General features: G+C 62.8%; 18 protein-coding genes. 10 read left to right on the top strand and 8 right to left on the bottom strand.

The window, feature by feature from the left end; all coding sequences use genetic code 11:
• Positions 1–36: 36 nt before the first annotated feature.
• The 4 genes from NKH17_RS04620 to NKH17_RS04635 all read left to right on the top strand — a co-directional run bounded on the left by NKH17_RS04620 (position 37) and on the right by NKH17_RS04635 (position 4,532).
• Positions 37–2,778, top strand: a complete 2,742-nt coding sequence (locus tag NKH17_RS04620) for a DUF4118 domain-containing protein (RefSeq protein ID WP_352897496.1) — start codon at positions 37–39, stop codon at positions 2,776–2,778.
• Positions 2,775–3,467: a response regulator transcription factor gene (locus NKH17_RS04625; RefSeq protein WP_254816839.1), complete on the top strand. Its 693-nt coding sequence runs from the start codon at positions 2,775–2,777 to the stop codon at positions 3,465–3,467. The genes NKH17_RS04620 and NKH17_RS04625 overlap by 4 nt, the downstream gene beginning before the upstream one ends.
• A 160-nt stretch (positions 3,468–3,627) precedes the next feature.
• Positions 3,628–3,894 (top strand): hypothetical protein, encoded by a 267-nt coding sequence (locus tag NKH17_RS04630; RefSeq protein WP_352687974.1) that lies wholly within the window; start codon positions 3,628–3,630, stop codon positions 3,892–3,894.
• A gap of 128 nt (positions 3,895–4,022) precedes the next feature.
• Positions 4,023–4,532 (top strand): NUDIX hydrolase, encoded by a 510-nt coding sequence (locus NKH17_RS04635; protein ID WP_352897498.1) that lies wholly within the window; start codon positions 4,023–4,025, stop codon positions 4,530–4,532.
• Between the two features lie 76 nt (positions 4,533–4,608).
• Here the strand turns inward: NKH17_RS04635 and NKH17_RS04640 are convergent, their stop codons facing one another.
• From NKH17_RS04640 to NKH17_RS04665, 6 genes are all read right to left on the bottom strand, one after another.
• Complete coding sequence (locus NKH17_RS04640; RefSeq protein ID WP_352897500.1) at positions 4,609–5,457, bottom strand: citryl-CoA lyase; 849 nt, start codon at positions 5,455–5,457, stop codon at positions 4,609–4,611.
• Positions 5,454–6,638 (bottom strand): CaiB/BaiF CoA transferase family protein, encoded by a 1,185-nt coding sequence (locus NKH17_RS04645; RefSeq protein ID WP_352897502.1) that lies wholly within the window; start codon positions 6,636–6,638, stop codon positions 5,454–5,456. The genes NKH17_RS04640 and NKH17_RS04645 overlap by 4 nt, the downstream gene beginning before the upstream one ends.
• A gap of 15 nt (positions 6,639–6,653) precedes the next feature.
• Entirely contained in the window at positions 6,654–8,177 is a 1,524-nt protein-coding gene (locus NKH17_RS04650; protein ID WP_352476420.1) for a tripartite tricarboxylate transporter permease, read from the bottom strand.
• A 4-nt stretch (positions 8,178–8,181) separates the two neighbouring features.
• A complete protein-coding gene (locus tag NKH17_RS04655; RefSeq protein ID WP_254816833.1) occupies positions 8,182–8,715 on the bottom strand; it encodes a tripartite tricarboxylate transporter TctB family protein in 534 nt (177 codons plus the stop codon).
• A 158-nt stretch (positions 8,716–8,873) separates the two neighbouring features.
• The gene (locus NKH17_RS04660) at positions 8,874–9,851 is read right to left on the bottom strand and encodes a Bug family tripartite tricarboxylate transporter substrate binding protein (protein WP_352649569.1); all 978 of its coding nucleotides are present in this window, start codon (positions 9,849–9,851) and stop codon (positions 8,874–8,876) included.
• A 205-nt stretch (positions 9,852–10,056) separates the two neighbouring features.
• Positions 10,057–10,596, bottom strand: coding sequence for a GNAT family N-acetyltransferase (locus NKH17_RS04665; RefSeq protein ID WP_352897505.1), 540 nt, complete (start codon positions 10,594–10,596; stop codon positions 10,057–10,059).
• Positions 10,597–10,826: 230 nt separating this feature from the next.
• On the opposite strand from NKH17_RS04665, the gene NKH17_RS04670 reads away from it, so the two are divergent.
• The 4 genes from NKH17_RS04670 to NKH17_RS04685 all read left to right on the top strand — a co-directional run bounded on the left by NKH17_RS04670 (position 10,827) and on the right by NKH17_RS04685 (position 14,509).
• Positions 10,827–11,282 carry a DUF2214 family protein gene (locus tag NKH17_RS04670; protein WP_352476417.1) on the top strand — a complete coding sequence of 152 codons (456 nt, stop codon included), beginning with the start codon at positions 10,827–10,829 and terminating at the stop codon, positions 11,280–11,282.
• Positions 11,283–11,462: 180 nt separating this feature from the next.
• A complete protein-coding gene (locus tag NKH17_RS04675; RefSeq protein WP_254816829.1) occupies positions 11,463–12,440 on the top strand; it encodes a tripartite tricarboxylate transporter substrate-binding protein in 978 nt (325 codons plus the stop codon).
• 80 nt (positions 12,441–12,520) lie between these two features.
• A complete protein-coding gene (locus tag NKH17_RS04680) occupies positions 12,521–12,988 on the top strand; it encodes a tripartite tricarboxylate transporter TctB family protein (protein WP_352476416.1) in 468 nt (155 codons plus the stop codon).
• A 9-nt stretch (positions 12,989–12,997) separates the two neighbouring features.
• Positions 12,998–14,509: a tripartite tricarboxylate transporter permease gene (locus NKH17_RS04685; RefSeq protein ID WP_352897508.1), complete on the top strand. Its 1,512-nt coding sequence runs from the start codon at positions 12,998–13,000 to the stop codon at positions 14,507–14,509.
• 39 nt (positions 14,510–14,548) lie between these two features.
• Here the strand turns inward: NKH17_RS04685 and nth are convergent, their stop codons facing one another.
• Positions 14,549–15,379, bottom strand: coding sequence for an endonuclease III (gene nth, locus NKH17_RS04690; RefSeq protein WP_352897509.1), 831 nt, complete (start codon positions 15,377–15,379; stop codon positions 14,549–14,551).
• Between the two features lie 22 nt (positions 15,380–15,401).
• On the opposite strand from nth, the gene NKH17_RS04695 reads away from it, so the two are divergent.
• A complete protein-coding gene (locus tag NKH17_RS04695) occupies positions 15,402–15,896 on the top strand; it encodes a DUF2244 domain-containing protein (RefSeq protein WP_254816825.1) in 495 nt (164 codons plus the stop codon).
• A gap of 9 nt (positions 15,897–15,905) precedes the next feature.
• On the opposite strand, the gene NKH17_RS04700 is transcribed toward NKH17_RS04695, so the two are convergent.
• Positions 15,906–16,721, bottom strand: coding sequence for a class I SAM-dependent methyltransferase (locus tag NKH17_RS04700; RefSeq protein WP_352897511.1), 816 nt, complete (start codon positions 16,719–16,721; stop codon positions 15,906–15,908).
• A gap of 114 nt (positions 16,722–16,835) precedes the next feature.
• Here NKH17_RS04700 and NKH17_RS04705 point away from each other — a divergent pair, with 114 nt between their 5' ends.
• A complete protein-coding gene (locus NKH17_RS04705) occupies positions 16,836–17,729 on the top strand; it encodes a methylated-DNA--[protein]-cysteine S-methyltransferase (protein ID WP_352897513.1) in 894 nt (297 codons plus the stop codon).
• Positions 17,730–17,773 lie beyond the last annotated feature (44 nt).

Raw genomic sequence — 17,773 nt, forward strand, 5'->3', positions numbered from 1 at the left:
CGACACCGAAGCCGGCGCCGTTCATGATTGACCCTTATGCCAGACGACAGCCGCACCGCCGAAACCAGGCCCTCTCCCGACGCGCTGCTCGAGCATGCCGAGCGGGAGGAGCGCGGTCGCCTGAGGATATTTCTCGGCGCCGCTCCCGGTGTCGGCAAGACCTACGAGATGCTGATGTCGGGCCGCGCCAGGCTGGCCGACGGGGTCGACGTGGTGATCGGCGTCGTCGAGACGCACGGCCGCAAGGAAACCCAGACGCTGGTCGAAGGCTACGAGGTCGTTCCTCGCCTTGAGATCGATTACAAGGGGCGGATCCTCGAGGAGATGGATCTCGACGCCATCCTCGCCCGGCACCCGGCGCTGGTTCTGGTCGACGAACTTGCCCATACCAACGCGCCGGGCAGCCGTCACCCCAAGCGCTACCTCGACGTCCAGGAAATCCTGACGCACGGCATCGATGTCTACACGACGCTGAATATCCAGCACGTCGAGAGCCTGAACGATGTCGTGACGCAGATCACCCGCGTCAGGGTGCGGGAAACTGTCCCCGACTCCATAATCGACCAGGCCGACGATATCGAGATCATCGACCTGACCCCCGACGATCTGATCAAGCGGCTTGAGGAAGGCAAGGTCTACATCCCCAGCACCGCCCAGCGCGCCATCGAGAACTATTTCTCGCCGGGCAATCTGACGGCGCTCCGCGAATTGGCGCTCCGCCGCACTGCCCAGCGGGTCGACGAGCAGTTGCTGACCCATATGCAGGCCCACGCGATACCCGGGCCGTGGGCGGCGGGGGAAAGGGTTCTCGTCTGCGTCGATGCGCGTCCGGGCGGGGCGGCCCGTGTACGTTATGCGCGAAGGTTGGCCGATCGGCTCCGCGCCCCTTGGACGGCGCTTCATGTCGATACCCCTCGTTCAGCTGCCATGCCTGAGGAGGACAAGGATCGGCTGGCAACGCAGCTGCGCCTTGCCGAGCAGCTCGGTGCCGAGGTGACGACCATTCCGGGTCAGAACGTCGCGCAAGACATCGTTCGGCATGCGACGGCGAACAACTTCACCCATATCGTGATCGGCAGGCCGACCCGATCGCGCTGGCGGGAATTGATCGAAGGCTCGCTCACTTACGATCTCATCCGCAATGCCGGCGACATCAGCGTCCATGTCATTTCGGGAAACGAACGCAACGCCGAGGCGATGTCGAGGACCGTCAAGGCGGCGGACGAGCAGTGGCAGTTCGAGATCTGGCCCTATCTCAGGGCCACGGCCTATGTTGTTGGCTCGCTCGCCTTCGCCGTCCTTCTCGACCAGTTTCTCGACGTCCGCAACCTGGCGGTCATCTTTCTCATTGGGGTCCTGACGTCGGCTGTGACCGGCGGTCTCTGGCCGGCTTTGTATGCCTGCCTCATCAGCGCCATTGCCTTCAACTATTTCTTCCTGGAACCACGCTACACGCTGACGATCGAGGATCCGGAGAGCATCGTTGCGCTGGCTGTCTTCCTGGTTGTTGCGGTCATTGCCAGCAATCTAACAGCGCGCGTGCAGCGTCAGGCGGTCGCTGCGCGCTCGCGGGCACGCGCCACGGAAGATATTTATCTCTTCTCAAAGAAGCTCGCCGGTGCTGGCACGCTCGACGACGTTCTCTGGGCGACTGCCTTCCAGATCGCCTCGATGCTGAAGCTGCGCGTGGTGCTGCTTCTGCCGGAGGACGGCACAATTGCGGTCAAAGCCGGCTACCCACCCGACGACACGCTGGCCGAGGCCGACATTGCAGCAGCCCGCTGGGCCTGGGAGCATAACCGCGCCGCCGGGCGCGGCGCCGACACCCTGCCCGGAGCAAAGCGCCTCTATCTGCCCTTGCGGACCGGACGCACGGCGGTGGGCGTCGTCGGCCTCGACAACGATAAGCAAGGTCCGCTGCTGACACCCGAGCAGCAGCGTCTGCTCGATGCGCTTGCCGACCAGGCGGCGGTCGCCATCGAGCGCATCCAGCTCGTCGCCGACGTTGACCGGGCCAAGCTTGCGGCCGAGGCAGACCGTCTGCGCTCGGCCTTGCTCACCTCCATTTCCCACGATTTGAAAACGCCGCTTGCCGCCATCATGGGCGCGGCCGGAACACTCAGGGACTTCGAGGCCGCGCTTCCCGAGCAGGACCGGACGGAACTGCTGTCGACCGTGCTCGATGAGGCGGAGAGGCTTAACCGCTTTATTGCCAATCTGCTCGATATGACCAAGATCGAATCCGGCACGATGGAGCCGAACTACGCCTTTCACTATCTCGGCGACATTGTCGGCTCAGCTCTGCATCGGGCCCGCAAAATCGTCCGCGAGCATAAGACCGAGATCGACATTCCATCGGATCTGCCGATGTTGCGGGTCGACCCCGTTCTGTTCGAACAGGTGCTGTTCAACCTCCTCGACAATGCTGCAAAATATGCGCCACCAGGTTCGACGATCCGCCTGCAGGCCTGGGCCGATAACGGCTTCATCATCCTGCAGATCATGGACGAGGGACCAGGCATTCCGCCAGCGGACCTGAAGCGCGTTTTCGACACTTTCTACCGTGTGCGGAAGGGTGACCAGGTGCGTGCCGGCACCGGGCTCGGCCTGTCGATTTGCCGCGGCTTCATCGAAGCGATGGGCGGGACGCTCTCGGCGGCAAACAGGTCCGACCGCCCGGGGGCGGTTTTCACGATCAAGATGCAACTGGTGCCGGCGGAACTGCCCAATCTCGGCGAACCCGAGGCGGGCCATCAAAATACGGACGATCTGCCATGACGAGCCTGGACGTCAGGATATTGGTGGTCGACGACGAACCGCCGATCCGGAAACTGCTTCGCGTCGGGCTTGGCAGCCAAGGCTATGCGATCAGCGAGGCGCCGAACGCCAGGGCGGCGATTGAACTCATCGAGACGGAAAAGCCAGACCTTGTGCTGCTCGATCTCGGCCTGCCCGGCATGAGCGGGCATGAGCTGCTCCGCAAATGGCGGGATGATGGCCTGGACATTCCCGTGGTTATTCTTTCCAGCCGCACTGATGAGGCCGGCATCGTCTCGGCCCTCGAACTCGGCGCCGACGATTATGTCACCAAGCCATTCGGTATGAACGAGCTTGTCGCACGCATCCGCGTCGCGCTTCGCCACAAGTTCCAGCAGCAGGGTGAGAGACCGGTGTTCCAGACCGGCGACCTCTCCGTCGATCTGGTGAAGCGCATCGTCAAGGTCGAGGACAAGGAGATAAAGCTCTCGCCGAAGGAATATGACATCCTCCGCATCCTCGTACAACATGCCGGCAAGGTTCTCACCCACCAATTCCTGCTGAAGCAGGTCTGGGGCGATTCCACCGACGTTCAATATCTCAGAGTCTACGTCCGGCAGATCAGGCAAAAGATCGAAAAAACGCCCGACCAGCCCCGCTATATCACCACCGAGACCGGCGTCGGATACCGGCTGCGCGAAGTCGATTGACGCGACGAGCATCCGAAGCCGAAATGCCTCTTCCAATCCGCTTCAAGTCAGCGGCGGCCATGGTGTCGCCGGACAAAAGCCCTATATTAAGGAAAGATCGGTTTTGTGCGGGAATGAATGGATGTCACGGCTTCGTCTATTGACGTTTTTAGGGTCGGCAATGCTGACTTCGGCGATGCTGTCGGGCGTAAATCCTGCTGCATCGGCACAGGTCGTCAGTCCCGCCGACCGCAACGTGTTGATCCAGCAGGACCAGTTGCAGATGTTGGAGAACAGGCTGCGGCGGCAGCAATACCAGCAGCAGCAACAGCAGTACCGTGCCCAGGATCGCCAAATCCCAACACCGGAGCGGCAGGAGGTGCCGCAGATGAGGCCAACTTGCCAGTTGCTGCCGTCGGGGAGCGGCTTTGTCAGCACCTGCCGCTGACGACGGCCCTTTCATTTATTTAGCCGACTTATATATTGTGGAAACCGCTCCGCTTGCGGCCCATTGAAAGCGGCCGACTTTGCAACGCTGCCCTTGCCGTTTGGGCACCGCCTCGACTGGATTATCGAATGGCAGCCAGCAAGAAGAAGGTCGTACGCAAGGCAAGGAAGGGCGCCCGGATTCGCCAGGTCGCGGCGATTCCGTTTCGGCTGAACGAGCATGGCGACGTCGAGGTGATGCTGGTTACATCGCGAACGACAAGGCGCTTTATTGTGCCGAAGGGCTGGCCGATGAAGGGCAAGAGCGGCCGCAAGGCGGCCACCATCGAAGCACAGGAAGAAGCCGGCGTTCTCGGCAAGACACTGAAACAGCCGGCCGGCACCTATTGCTACTGGAAGCGGCTGGCGAACCGCTTCGTCCGTGTCGACGTCGTGGTCTATTTGCTGGAGGTAACCGAGGAACTTGCCGACTGGGAAGAATCCAAGAGGCGTCAGCGTGCGTGGCTGGCGCCGGCCGACGCGGCGGTGCTCATCGACGAGCCGGATCTCTCGACGCTGGTGAGGAACGTCAGGATTCCCGGGCTAGAGTATAATTCCAAAAAAAAGAATCCGGCTTTCGGAAAAGATCACGCTCAATAAAAGATCGAGGCTATCCCGATTGGATCGAGATGGAATTGGCCCCGGCGCCTGCCGCCCTCACACTTGAACCGAAATCTTACTTGCCGCCGTCGCCCTTGGGCAAAGACCGCACCGGCATGCCGGTATAGGCCCACAGCCATTCGCGCGGCAGCGGCCCCTTGTTGCGATCGCTTTCCTGCGACTGTTCCCACGCATGTGCGAGGATGCCGACCGAGCGCGACAGCACGAAAAGGCCGCGCGTCAGCGGCGGCGGGAAGCCGAGCTCGCCGTAGATGACGGCCGTGGCGCCGTCGATATTGAGCGGGATTTTTTTGCCCTTGCGCCGCGCAACCTCGGCCTCGATCGCCTCGGCAATGTCGGCGAAGCGCCCGCTGACGATGCCGCGCGCGGCAAAGTCGCGGGTTAACTCGATGAGGCGGGGCGCCCGCGGGTCGACCGGATGGAAACGATGGCCGAGCCCGGGCACATAGCCGTTTTCCCCGGCAAGGAAACGATCGAGCCGCGCCGACACGGCGTCCGCAAGCGGCATGCCGGCGTCCAGTTCGGCAGCGATGTCTCCGTAGAAGGAAAGCGCCTGTTCGCCGGCGCCGCCATGCACATCGCCAAGCACGTTGACGGCTGATGCCATGGCGCTGTTGATGCCGACGCCGCAGGTGATCGCCATACGGGCGATGGCGATCGACGGCGCCTGCGGCCCATGGTCGACGGCAGCACCCAGCGCGATGCCAAGCAGCGCCGCCTGCTCCTCGCCTGGCAGTTCGCCGCGCAGCATCAGCCAGATCATTGCCGGAAAGCTGACGCGGCCGATCAGATCCTGGATTTCATAGCCGCGCAGCCGGATGACGCCGGGGCGCATCTCGATGATGCCGGTCTGCCACCATTCCTCGCCGCGTGCGCGACCAGTCTTGTTTTGCGTTCCGCTCATGCCTTCGCTCTTTTCCTGGCACGCGGCGGCAGGCCGGCAAAAACCTCGCCCATATGCTCGCCGAGCCCCGGCGGCGGCCTGCTCGGCAAAGGTGCCTGGCCATCGACCATGAAGCCGCCGCGCACCACGGTCAGCGGCTGGTCCATCCCGGACACAGCCGGGAAGCGCGCCGTCATGCCGCGCTCGATCACCTGTCGCTCCTGCAGTATCTGCGGGATTGTCAGCACCCGGCCTGCCGGCACGCCGGCGCGATTGAACGTCTCCTCCCAGGCGGCGGCCGAGCCGCTCGCCAAGGCATCCTCGATCAGCGCTTTCAATGCAATGCGGTTCTGCTTGCGGGTTTCTCGCTCGGCAAAGCGAACATCCGACGCCAGCTCCGGCCGACCGATCAACCGGCACAGTGTGACGAACTGCTCCTGCTTATTGGCTGCGATGTTGAGCAAGCCGTCGCCGGTGCGAAACGCGCCAGAGGGTGCGGCCGTCATATTTTCATTGCCCATCGGCTGCGGCTCGACATCCGCCGTCAGATAGTTCGACACCGGCCAGCCGAGCGCAGAAAGCGTGCATTCGAGCATCGAGACGTCGAGGAACGCGCCCTCGCCTGTCGTCTTCTGTTTGACCAGCGCGGCGGTAATGGCGAACGCCCCGACCAGCCCGCCAAGCGTATCGGCGACGGGATAACCGACACGCAGCGGCGCCGTTTCCGGTGTACCGGTGATGCTCATAATGCCGGAAAGACCCTGGATGATCTGGTCATAGGCTGGATTGTCGCGCATCGGCCCGGTCTGGCCGAAGCCCGATATCGCACAATAGACAAGGCTTGGCCGGACTTCTTTCAGCCTGGCATGGCCAAGCCCCAGCCGGTCCATGACGCCGGGGCGGAAATTCTCGACCAGCGCGTCGGCCGAAGCGACCAGATCGAGGAAGCGTTCGCGGTCGGCCTCCTGCTTGAGATCGAGCGCCACCGAGCGTTTGCCGGCATTCTGCGCCAGGAACGAAGCGCCCATGCCCGCCCGGTTGAGCTCCGGAGAGGCGCCGAGCTGGCGCGCCAGATCGCCGCCTTGCGGCGTCTCAACCTTGATGACGTCGGCCCCGAGCAATGCCAGCTGGTAGGCGCAATAGGGGCCGGCCAACACATTGGTCAGGTCAAGGATGCGGATGCCGGAAAGCAGGTCTGTCATGACGTCACGAACAGCTCAGGCATCGCCCGGCACGTGCTCCGGTCCCCGCATGCGTCTGTGCTCGATGTAGGCCCAGATATGCGGTCCAACCAGCCCGATGAAGGCCAGCGTCAGCAACGTCAGCGACAGCGGATGCTTGTAGAACACCGTCCAATCGCCGTTCGAGATGGTCATCGCGCGGCGGAACTGCGTTTCGGCAAGGGGCCCGAGAATCATGCCGATGATAACCGGCGCGGTCGGAAAATCGAAACGCCGCATCAGGAAACCGGCGGCACCGAGCAGATAGAGGATGACGAGGTCGATCGGCGATTGCGAGATGCCGTAGGTGCCGACTGTGGCGAACACCAGGATGCCGGCATAGAGCTGCGGCGCCGGGATCTTCAGCAATCGCACCCAAAGCCCGATCAGCGGCAGGTTAAGGACGACGAGGATGACGTTGGCGATGAACAGGCTGGCGATCAGCCCCCACACCAGGTCGGCCTGCGTCGTCAGCAGCAGCGGCCCCGGATTGATACCGTAGCTCTGGAATGCCGACAGCATGATTGCGGCCGTCGCCGATGTCGGCAGGCCGAGCGTCAGCATCGGCACCAGCACGCCGGCCGCGGATGCATTGTTGGCCGCTTCCGGTCCGGCAACGCCCTCGATGGCACCGACGGTGCCGAACTCGTCCTTGTGTCTGGAGAGTTTCTTCTCGATGGCATAGGAGAGGAAGGTCGGGATTTCGGCACCGCCGGCCGGCATGGCGCCGATCGGGAAGCCGATCAGGGAGCCGCGCAGCCATGGCCTCCACGAGCGCGACCATTCAGCCGCGGTCATGTAAAGCGACCCTTTCAACGGCACGATCTCGTCCTTGCCGGCATAGCGGCGCGAGGCCATGTAAAGCGTCTCGCCAACGGCGAACAGGCCAACGGCGACGACGATGACGTCGACGCCGTCGAGCAATTCGCTCATGCCGAAGGTGAAGCGCGGCTGCCCCGTCTGCAGGTCGACGCCTATCATGCCGACGACGAAGCCGGCGAACAGGCTGGTCAGGCCGCGTACCGACGACGAGCCGAGCACCGCCGAAACCGTGATGAAGGCCAGCACCATCAGCGAGAAATATTCGGCCGGGCCGAAGGCCAGCGCAAATTTGACGACGATCGGCGCCAGAAAGGCAACGCCGATCGTGCCCAGCGTGCCGGCGACGAAGGAACCAATCGCCGAGGTCGCCAGGGCCGCACCGCCACGGCCGGAGCGGGCCATCCTGTTGCCCTCGAGCGCGGTGACGATGGTGGCGCTTTCGCCAGGCGTGTTGAGCAGGATCGATGTCGTCGAGCCGCCATACATGGCGCCGTAATAGATACCGGCAAACAGGATGAAGGATGCCTCCGGCGCCACCTGATAGGTGATCGGCAACAGCAGCGCTATGGTCAGTGCCGGTCCGAGGCCGGGCAGCACGCCGATCGCAGTCCCAAGCGTGGTGCCGACCAGGCACCATATGAGATTGATCGGCGAGAAGGCGACCGAAAATCCGTGCGCGAGATGGCCGAGCGTTTCCATGGCGTCAGCCCCTCAGCATGGTGACGAGCGAATCGACGATCGCGTTCAGCTGGTTTTCGATGAAGCCGGCGCCGATATTGACGCCGAGCGCCCTGGCAAAGCCGAAATAGGCGGCCAGCGCCAGGATCAGCCCGAGCAGCACGTCACGCACCGGACGCCGGCTGCCGAAACCGTGGCAGATGAGAACGAACATGATGACAGATGCCGCGGTAAAGCCGAGCGGCTGGATCAGCACGAGGTTGGCGATCAGTCCGAGGGCGACGATGCCCATCGCCTTCCAGTCGGTCGGCGTCGCCTTTTCGTCCTCCGGCTGCCAGCCGCCCCGCAAGGCGGCAATGATGAGCAGCAGCGACAGGATCACCATGCCGGTCATGGTGATGTAGGGAAAGACGGTCGGACCGACCTTGGAATAGAGCGGCGACACCGGGATTGCCAGCGTCTGCCAGGCAACCGCACCCGCACAGGCGAGGAGCCCGACGCCGATCAGCAGTTCGGGCACTGCAAGGCGCGGCGGCGCCGGCTGGTCGCTGGTGCTCATCATCGTCCTCCCAATGTCGGTCCCTTGGGGCCGGTTCTCCTTGGACCGGTCTCACCCGGCCGATCTCGGCGCAGTTTCACCTCCGGCGCCGCGTATGTCCATGCGGCTGGCGAAAGTCGGCAAGGGTTGGCGTAGGCTGCCACCCCTTGCCGAGAGCATCACGCTAGACCGAGGTCCTTGAGGATCGTCCCGATGCGGGCCGTGTCTTCTGCGACGAATTTCGCATAATCGTCACCGGTGAGCAGGATCTGCGTCCAGTTGCGGTTCTTGCATTCGGTGGCCCAGGCGTCGCTCTTGGCCATGGTCTCGATCAGCTTGATCATTGCTGCTTTGTCGGCGTCCGAGACGCCGGGCGGTGCGAAGACGCCACGCCAGTTGAACAGCTCGACATCGATGCCGGCTTCCTTCATCGTCGGCGCATCGATCCCCTCCTGGCGTTTGTCCGCGGAGATGGCCAGCAGCCGCAGCGCACCCGCCTTGACCTGTTCGGCGAACTCGCCATAGCCGGAGATGCCGGCCGCGACCTGGTTGCCGAGCAGCGCCGAAAGCGCCTCGCCGCCGCCGGCGAACGGCACATAGGAAAGATTGGTGGCCGGAACACCAACGGTCTTGGCGATGAGGCCGAACAATATATGGTCCGAGCCGCCGGCCGAACCGCCAGCAACCGGAACCTGCGTCGGGTCAGCCTTGAGAGCAGCGACAAAGTCCGCGGCCGTCTTGAACGGGGAGGCGGCCGGCACCACAAGCGCCTCGAACTCGCCGGTGAGGCGGGCGATCGGCGTGACCTCGGTAAGGTTGTTGGCCGCCTTGTTGGCGATGATGGCGCCTACCATGACCATGCCGGCCACCATCAGCGCATCGCCCTTGCCCTTCCATTGGTTGACGAATTGCGGCAGGCCGACAGTACCGCCGGCGCCGCCGACATTGGTGATCTGCGAGCCGGAAATCAGTTTTTCGCTGCGCAGCACCTGGTCCATGGCGCGCGCCGTCTGGTCCCAGCCGCCGCCCGGCGCCGCCGGCACGAAAATCTGCAGCTGCGGCGCGTCCTGCGCGAAGGCGGGGACAAAATGCGATGCCGCGAGTCCGGCAGCACCTGCTGCCGCGGTGCTCATCAAGAATCGGCGTCTGTTCAGCATGGGATTCCTCCAAATCGCGACACCTCCTCCGGTGCCTGCCAGAAACGTGGCCTGATTTCAGACCCGCTCGATAAAATTCATGCAGAGTTTGCGTCCTCCTGTCAAAGACAGAACACGCTGCATGCGGCACAATCGGCCTGTGCGGTCTTCAGGCAGGCGAACTCGACGCCGGACGACGTGGCAGGCAGAGGCCAGACGGTGTCCGTCAGGGCTGCCGCTCCAGCAGGATGGTCGGCTTGCCTTGGTAGACGGTTCGCAGCACTTCGCCATAACCACATTTTGCCGCGACGTTCAGCGATCCGGTGTTTTCCGGATCGATGATGCAGACGGTCTTCGCGGCGCCGAACGTCTCGTCGCCCCAGGCAAGCACCCGTGCGACGACTTCGCTGGCCAACCCGTGGCCATGCACGCCCGAAACCAGAGCCCAGCCGGTCTCCGGAATGCCCTCGATCGACGGCGTCATGTCGCGTTTCAGATCGTGAAAGCCGGCCTCGCCGATGAAGCGGCCGGTCGCCTTTTCCTCGATCGCCCAAAAGCCGTAGCCCAGAAGCGACCACAGGCCGGCGTGTCGTAGGAAGCGCATCCAGCTTTCCTCCCGCGTGCGCGGCTTCCCGCCGATAAAGCGGGTGACGACGGGATCGGCCCACATAGCGACATAGGCGTCGAAATCGTCAAGCCGGTGCGGCCGCAGGACCGTGCGCGAGGTCTCAAGCACTGGGGCGACAATTGTATGCGGACTGGCCATGGTCATGTCTCGGTTGTGTTGCCGGTGCCTAATGCAGGTCTTCCTTCCAAAAGAGGGACAGCGACACGCACGAGACGGGAAATCCAAATCCGTTGTGAAAAACAAGAGCCAAGGCTGTGTAGATCATCTTCCAGGCTGATGTGAATCCTGCCAGGCGGTGTTAGTTTTTCTCCGGTATTGGTTCAGGCGCGTTGGGTTTCGGCGCTGCCGTCCGACAGAGGGAATCCAGCATGGACACCACCGACCTTGTGCTTGCCATCTTCCATCATCTGCTGGTGTTTTCGTTGGCAGGCATCATCGGCGCCGAATTCGTCCTGATCCGCAGCGACTTGTCCGCCGCGACGCTGAAGCGGCTCGTCGGCATCGACCGCCACTACGGCATCATTGCCATGCTGATCATCGTCGTTGGCATCGGCCGCGTCGTCTATGGTCTGAAAGGCTGGGAATTCTACGTCTACAATTGGGTGTTCTGGGCAAAGATGGCCGCTTTCGCCATTGTCGGCCTGTTGTCGATTATCCCGACCATCCGTTTCCTGTCCTGGAACAGGCAGGCGAGCGTCAGTCCCGGCTTCCAGGTTCCTGCGGTGGAGCTAGCGTCCGTTCGCACCTATGTCCGCACCGAAGCATCGATCTTCCTATTGATCCCGGTGTTCGCGGCGGCGATGGCGCGCGGCTACGGCTACTAGAACAGGTTGGAGGAAGGGTATCGCACGGCCCAACCTTCCCACCCGTTTGCGCAGAGAAACGTGCCGTTGGCCGTTTGAGCGCGATTGTCATTTGTCGGGTTGCGCTAGTTATTGCTCCATCTACAGTCGTTTTGGAGGAACCCGCGCAGCGGTTGGCAATCATATCCTGGAGGAAACACGATGCGAAAACTCATCGCCGCGCTGGCTGTCGCTGCGGCCGCCATGCTTTATCCGTCGGCGGCTGGCGCGCAGACCTACCCCGAACGCACCATCACCATTGTCGTGCCGTTTTCGGCCGGTGGCCCGACCGACACCGTCGCGCGTCTTGTCGCGGAAGCTATGTCGAAAGACCTCGGCCAGCAGGTCATCGTCGAGAATGTCGGCGGCGCCGGCGGCACGCTCGGCGCCGGCCGCGTCGCAAATGCCGAGCCTGACGGCTACACGCTGCTCCTCCATCACATCGGCATGGCTACAAGTGCTACGCTCTATAGAAAGCTCGCCTACGACACGCTGAACGGCTTCGAATATGTCGGCCTCGTCACCGAGGTGCCGATGACCATCGTCGGCCGCAAGGATCTCGAGCCGACCGATCTGAAGGGGCTGGTCGACTATGCCAAGGCCAACAAGGACAGCATCACCGTCGCCAATGCCGGGATCGGTGCCGCCTCGCATCTGTGCGGCATGCTGTTCATGAGCGCCATCGGCACGCCGCTGGTCACCGTACCCTACAAGGGCACCGGCCCGGCCATGACCGATCTTCTCGGCGGCCAGGTCGATATCATGTGCGACCAAACCACCAATACCACCAAGCAGATCCAGGGCGGCACTATCAAAGCCTATGCCGTAACCTCGCCACAACGCCTCGATGTGCTGCCGGACGTGCCGACGACGATAGAAGCCGGCCTTCCCCAGGTGCAGGTCGGCATCTGGCACGGCATCTATGCCCCCAAGGGCACACCGGCCGAGATCACCGAACGCCTTTCGAAATCGCTGCAGGTTGCGCTGAAGGACCAGAATGTCGTCGCCCGATTTGCCGAACTCGGCACCAAGCCGTCGCCGGAGGCCGATGCCACGCCGGCCGCGCTCAAAGCCAAGCTGGAAAGTGAGATCGCGCGCTGGAAGCCGATCATCGAAGCGGCCGGCCAGTACGCCGACTAAAGGTTCTAACGGGGCGCCATCAGCGCCCCGTTTTTTTACACCGGCATCGGCACGCCCATGAGGCGAGCCGGGAGGACGCAATGAAACCTTTCGCAATCGACAGGACCAACGGCATATGCGCCGCGCTGTTGGTCTTTATTGGCGCCTTTTTCGCGCTGCAGTCGCTGGGCCTCGAAATCGGCACCGCCTTTCGCATGGGGCCGGGCTATTTCCCGCTCGTGCTGGCGATCGTGCTGATCCTGCTTGGCGCCGCCATCCTTGTCCAAGCGGTGCGTTTCGAGAGCGAGCCGATCGGTTACATTGCGTGGCGCGGCATGCTGTTTATCCTGCCTGCTCCGATCTTCTTCGGCCTGACGGTGCGCGGCCTCGGCTTCATCCCGTCGATCTTCCTGACGGCGCTGATCGCATCGTTCGGTAGCGGCCGCATGAGGCCGCTGACCGCACTCGTACTGTCGGCCGGCCTGACGCTGTTCGCATTCGTCGTCTTCAGCTACGCACTCGGCCTGCCGTTCCGGCGTTTCGGCCCGTGGTTGCCACTGTCGTTGTGAGGAGATGAAATGGAACTCCTCAACAACCTCGCACTCGGCTTTTCGACAGCCACATCTTTGGCAAACCTCGGCTTCTGCCTGATCGGCGTCCTTCTCGGCACGCTGATTGGCGTCCTGCCCGGCATCGGTGCCACCGCAACCATCGCCATGCTGTTGCCGATCACCTTCCAGATCGGCGACCCGGTTTCCTCTCTCATCATGCTCGCCGGTATCTATTACGGCGCGCAGTATGGCGGCTCGACCACCGCCATTCTCATCAACATGCCCGGCGAATCCTCGTCGGCCGTCACCGCAATCGACGGCTATCAGATGGCCAGGAACGGCCGCGCCGGAGCAGCCCTGGCGACCGCGGCGATAGGCTCGTTCTTTGCCGGCACGGTGTCGACCTTCCTCGTCGCCATCTTTGCCCCACCGCTGACGGCGATAGCGCTGAGATTCGGCGCGGCCGAGTATTTTTCGCTGATGATCGTCGGCCTGGTCTCGTCCGTCGCGCTCGCCCACGGCTCGGTCGTCAAGGCGCTGGCTATGGTCGTGCTCGGCCTGCTGCTGGGACTTGTCGGCACCGATATCTACACCGGTACGCCCCGCTTCACACTCGGTATCCGCGAATATGCCGACGGGCTGAATTTCGTCGCGGTGGCGGTCGGCGTCTTCGGCGTCGCCGAGATATTGCGCAACCTCGAAAACGAGCATGAGCGTTCCGTGCTGATCCGAAGGATCTCCGGCCTTATGCCGAGTAAAGAAGATTTTCGGCGCATGGCGGCTCCCATCGTGCGCGGAACGATCATCGGTTCGGCGCTCGGCATCCTGCCCGGAGGCGGCGCGATCCTTGCCGCCTTTGCGTCCTACACCGTCGAAAAGCGCGTCTCGAAAAACCCGGGGGAATTCGGCAAGGGCGCCATCGAAGGCGTCGCCGGACCGGAATCGGCCAACAATGCCGGTGCCCAAACCTCCTTCATCCCAATGCTGACGCTCGGTATTCCGGCCAACCCGGTAATGGCGCTGATGATCGGCGCGATGATCATCCAGGGCATCGTGCCCGGCCCCAATGTCGCCATCGAACAGCCCGCGCTGTTTTGGGGGATCATCACCTCGATGTGGATCGGCAATCTGATGTTGATTGTCTTGAACCTGCCGCTGATCGGGCTCTGGGTGAAACTCCTTACCATCCCCTACTACGTGCTCTTCCCGATCATCATGGCGTTCTGCTCGATCGGCGTTTACAGCGTCAACACCAATGTCTACGACCTCTATGCCGTCGCCTTCTTCGGCTTGCTTGGCTACCTCCTGACCAAGCTGCGCTGCGAACCTGCGCCGCTGCTGCTCGGCTTCGTGCTCGGCCCGCTGCTTGAGGAAAACCTGCGCCGCGCCATGATCCTCTCGCGCGGCGACCCAAGCACCTTCGTGACGCGGCCGATCAGCGCCAGCCTGCTCCTCATCGCGCTCGCCGTGCTCGTCATCGTCTTTCTCCCCGCGGTCAAGAAGAAGCGCGAAGAGGTGTTCGTCGAGGAGAGTTCCTGAACATGGATGTCGCCGCATAACAGGAACTTTAGATTCAGCTTAGCTGGCAGTGGTTGCCGCTGCTTGGTCCTGAGCTGCTTCCACTGGCCCGAGCGGCGCGATCTCGACGAGTGGTGCAGGCACGCTGGTCGTCTTTTCCTTGGCCTTGCAGATATCGGCGATGACGCAGGCCGGGCAATCCGGCTTGCGCGCCTTGCAGACATAGCGGCCGTGCAGGATCAGCCAATGATGCGCATGCCGGATATATTCATCCGGAATGATCTTCAGGAAACCTTGCTCTACCTGTTCCGGCGTCTTGCCCGGCGCCAGGCCGAGCCTGTTACCGATGCGGAAGATGTGCGTGTCGACTGCCATCGTGTGCTGGCCGAAGGCGACGTTGAGCACGACATTGGCGGTCTTGCGGCCGACACCCGGCAGCTCGACCAGTTGATCGCGATCCTCAGGCACCTCGCCGCTATGGTCACGGATCAGCGCCTCGGACAGCGCGATGACGTTCTTGGCCTTGTTGCGCCATAGCCCGATGGTGCGGATATGGTCGCCGAGCTTGGCCTCGCCCAGCGCCAGCATCTTTTGCGGCGTGTCGGCAATTTTGAACAGCGCCCGCGTCGCCTTGTTGACGCCGGCGTCCGTTGCCTGAGCCGAAAGCACCACTGCCACCAGCAGCGTGAAGGGGTTGATATGTTCGAGTTCGCCTCTCGGCTCCGGCCGCTGAACGGAAAAACGGCGAAAAATCTCATGCACCTCGGCCGGGCTGTAAAGCGCGCGCGATCTCGCCGACCGCGGACGCGGCTTGGCGTTCGAGCCATCACGGCGGCCGGGCAGCAGGTCTTTTTTGAGCGCGGAAGAGTTTTTGGGCTTGGGGCTTGTCATTGCCTTCCTATAATATTCCCCAATGAGCGACACAAACGCCTCATTTCAGGCCGACGAGCCATTCTTCCAGGCGCTGCTGACACCGCACCGGTCGCTAGGCAAGACCGGCTTTGCCATCCTGATGGGCGCACTGCTGTTCGGGTGGCTGGTGACCGGAGCGTTTTTTCTGTCGCGCGGCGCCTGGCCGGTGTTCGGCTTCTTCGGCCTCGACGTGATCGCCGTGTATATCGCCTTCCGTGCCAATTATCGCGCCGCCCGGGCTCGCGAGGAGGTGTCGGTGTCGCGCACCAGCCTCGATATCCGCAAGACTGCCCCGTCGGGCAAATCGGAATCACACCGCTTCAATCCGTTCTGGGCACGCTTTTCGATCGCCCGCCACGCCGAGATCGGCATCACCAGAATGGCGGTCGAGGCGCAAGGAAAAACCGTCTCGATCGGCGCCTTTCTCAACCCCGACGACCGCGAGAGTTTTGCCACCGCATTTTCGCGCGCTCTGGCGACCGCCAAGGCGCGCTGAGCCAGCGTTTCAGAACCGATAGCGCAACAGCCTGCCGATCTTGCGCAATGCTGGAATGTATTTCCAAAGGCGAACAAACAGTTTCGCGAGCCAGCGCATGCGAGCGGCATGTTCCGGCTTATAGGCAGGGATGTCCTCGATGAACCGCAGCTTCGGAACGGCTCGCTCCAATTCATGCGGGTTCTCAATGCTCCAATGGACCTCGGCGCCGGTGGCGCGGAAGGAGGAATTGAGGCGAATGATCTTCAGGCCCAGGCGACTATAGGCATCGAAAACCAGTTCGCCGCTCGAAAGATGTCCCACCAAACGAGAAAACAGTTGCTGCCCCTCCTCGGCGGCCAGGTAGGGAGTCAGGCCTTCCGCCACGACTATGGCCGGGCGATCCCGAGGTACTTCGTTCAGCCATCCAGGTTCGGTGAGCGACGAAGCGATCAGGTGGTAGCGATCCCGCACGGGATAGAGCCTGCGCCTGAGGTCGATGACTTCGGGATAGTCGACATCGAACCAGTCCACGCCGGCTGGCGGGTCGATACGGAATATGCGCGTGTCGAGCCCACACCCCAGATGCAGCACGATGGCGTCAGGATTTCGGGCGAGAAAGTCCTGAACGCAGACGTCCAGCGTCTTTGCCCTGATTGCTAGACCGATGCCGAGATTGTTGTCGACCTTGAGCCGTGAGAAATCATAATCGATGTTGCGCACCGCCTCGTCGGCAAAGTAGTCCCGGAGCAGCGAATTGGGCAGCCGGCTCTCCAGCGCCTTGCCGTACAGTGTCAAAAGCAAAGTCTCCTTTGCCCCGGTCAGGTTTACTTTTTCACCAGCCACGACCGTCCTCCCCATTCAAAGCCGACTCTATCTGGGTACATGCTGCGGGAAAGCAAGTTTCGGGTGGTGATCCGCGCGGCGAAGGACGATATTCGCACGCAAGGAGATACTGCCATGAACGCCCAAATGCCTCTCAAAACGACAGCAATCCTTCAGAAAGACATCACGCCTGAAGGCGGTGACTACGAAATCGTCCGTCGTGCCATCGAAAAGATCAGCCTCGACTATCGCGACCAGCCTTCGCTGGAAGTGCTGGCCGAGGAGGTCGGCGAGACGCCGACCGGGCTGCAGAAGCTGTTCACCCGCTGGGCCGGCCTGTCGCCCAAGGCTTTTCTGCAGGCCGTTACCCTCGATCATGCGCGCAAGCTGCTCGATGCCGGCATGCCGCTGCTTGAAACCTCGTTCGAGCTCGGCATGTCCGGTCCAGGCCGGCTGCATGATCTGTTCGTCACCCACGAAGCGATGTCGCCGGGCGATTACAAGACGCGCGGCGCCGGGCTCACCATCCGCTACGGCTACCATATCTCGCCTTTCGGCATCGCCCTGATCATGGTGACCGACCGCGGCCTCGCCGGCCTCGCCTTCAACGATCCGGGCGGCGAACGTGCGGCCTTTGCCGACATGTCCAGCCGCTGGCCGAACGCTAGCTATGTCGAGGACATTGCTGCAACGGCGCCCTATGCCGCGCGTATTTTCGATCCGACGCTGTGGCGCGCCGACCAGCCGCTCCGCGTCGTCATGATCGGCACCGACTTCCAGGTCCGCGTCTGGGAAGCCTTGCTGCGTATTCCGATGGGCCAGGCCTGCACCTATTCCTCGATCGCCGCGCGCATCGGCGCACCGAGCGCCAGCCGGGCTGTCGGTGCCGCGGTCGGTGCCAATCCGATGTCCTTTGTCGTGCCGTGCCACCGGGCTCTCGGCAAGTCCGGTGCGCTCACCGGCTACCATTGGGGCCTGACCCGCAAACGCGCCATCCTCGGCTGGGAGGCGGGACAGGTCTCTTCGTGAATAGCCAAAGAATGGAACGATAGGAGCGATGCAAGGACCGCCGG

The organism is Mesorhizobium sp. M1334, from assembly GCF_040317995.1.
Lineage (GTDB): Bacteria > Pseudomonadota > Alphaproteobacteria > Rhizobiales > Rhizobiaceae > Mesorhizobium.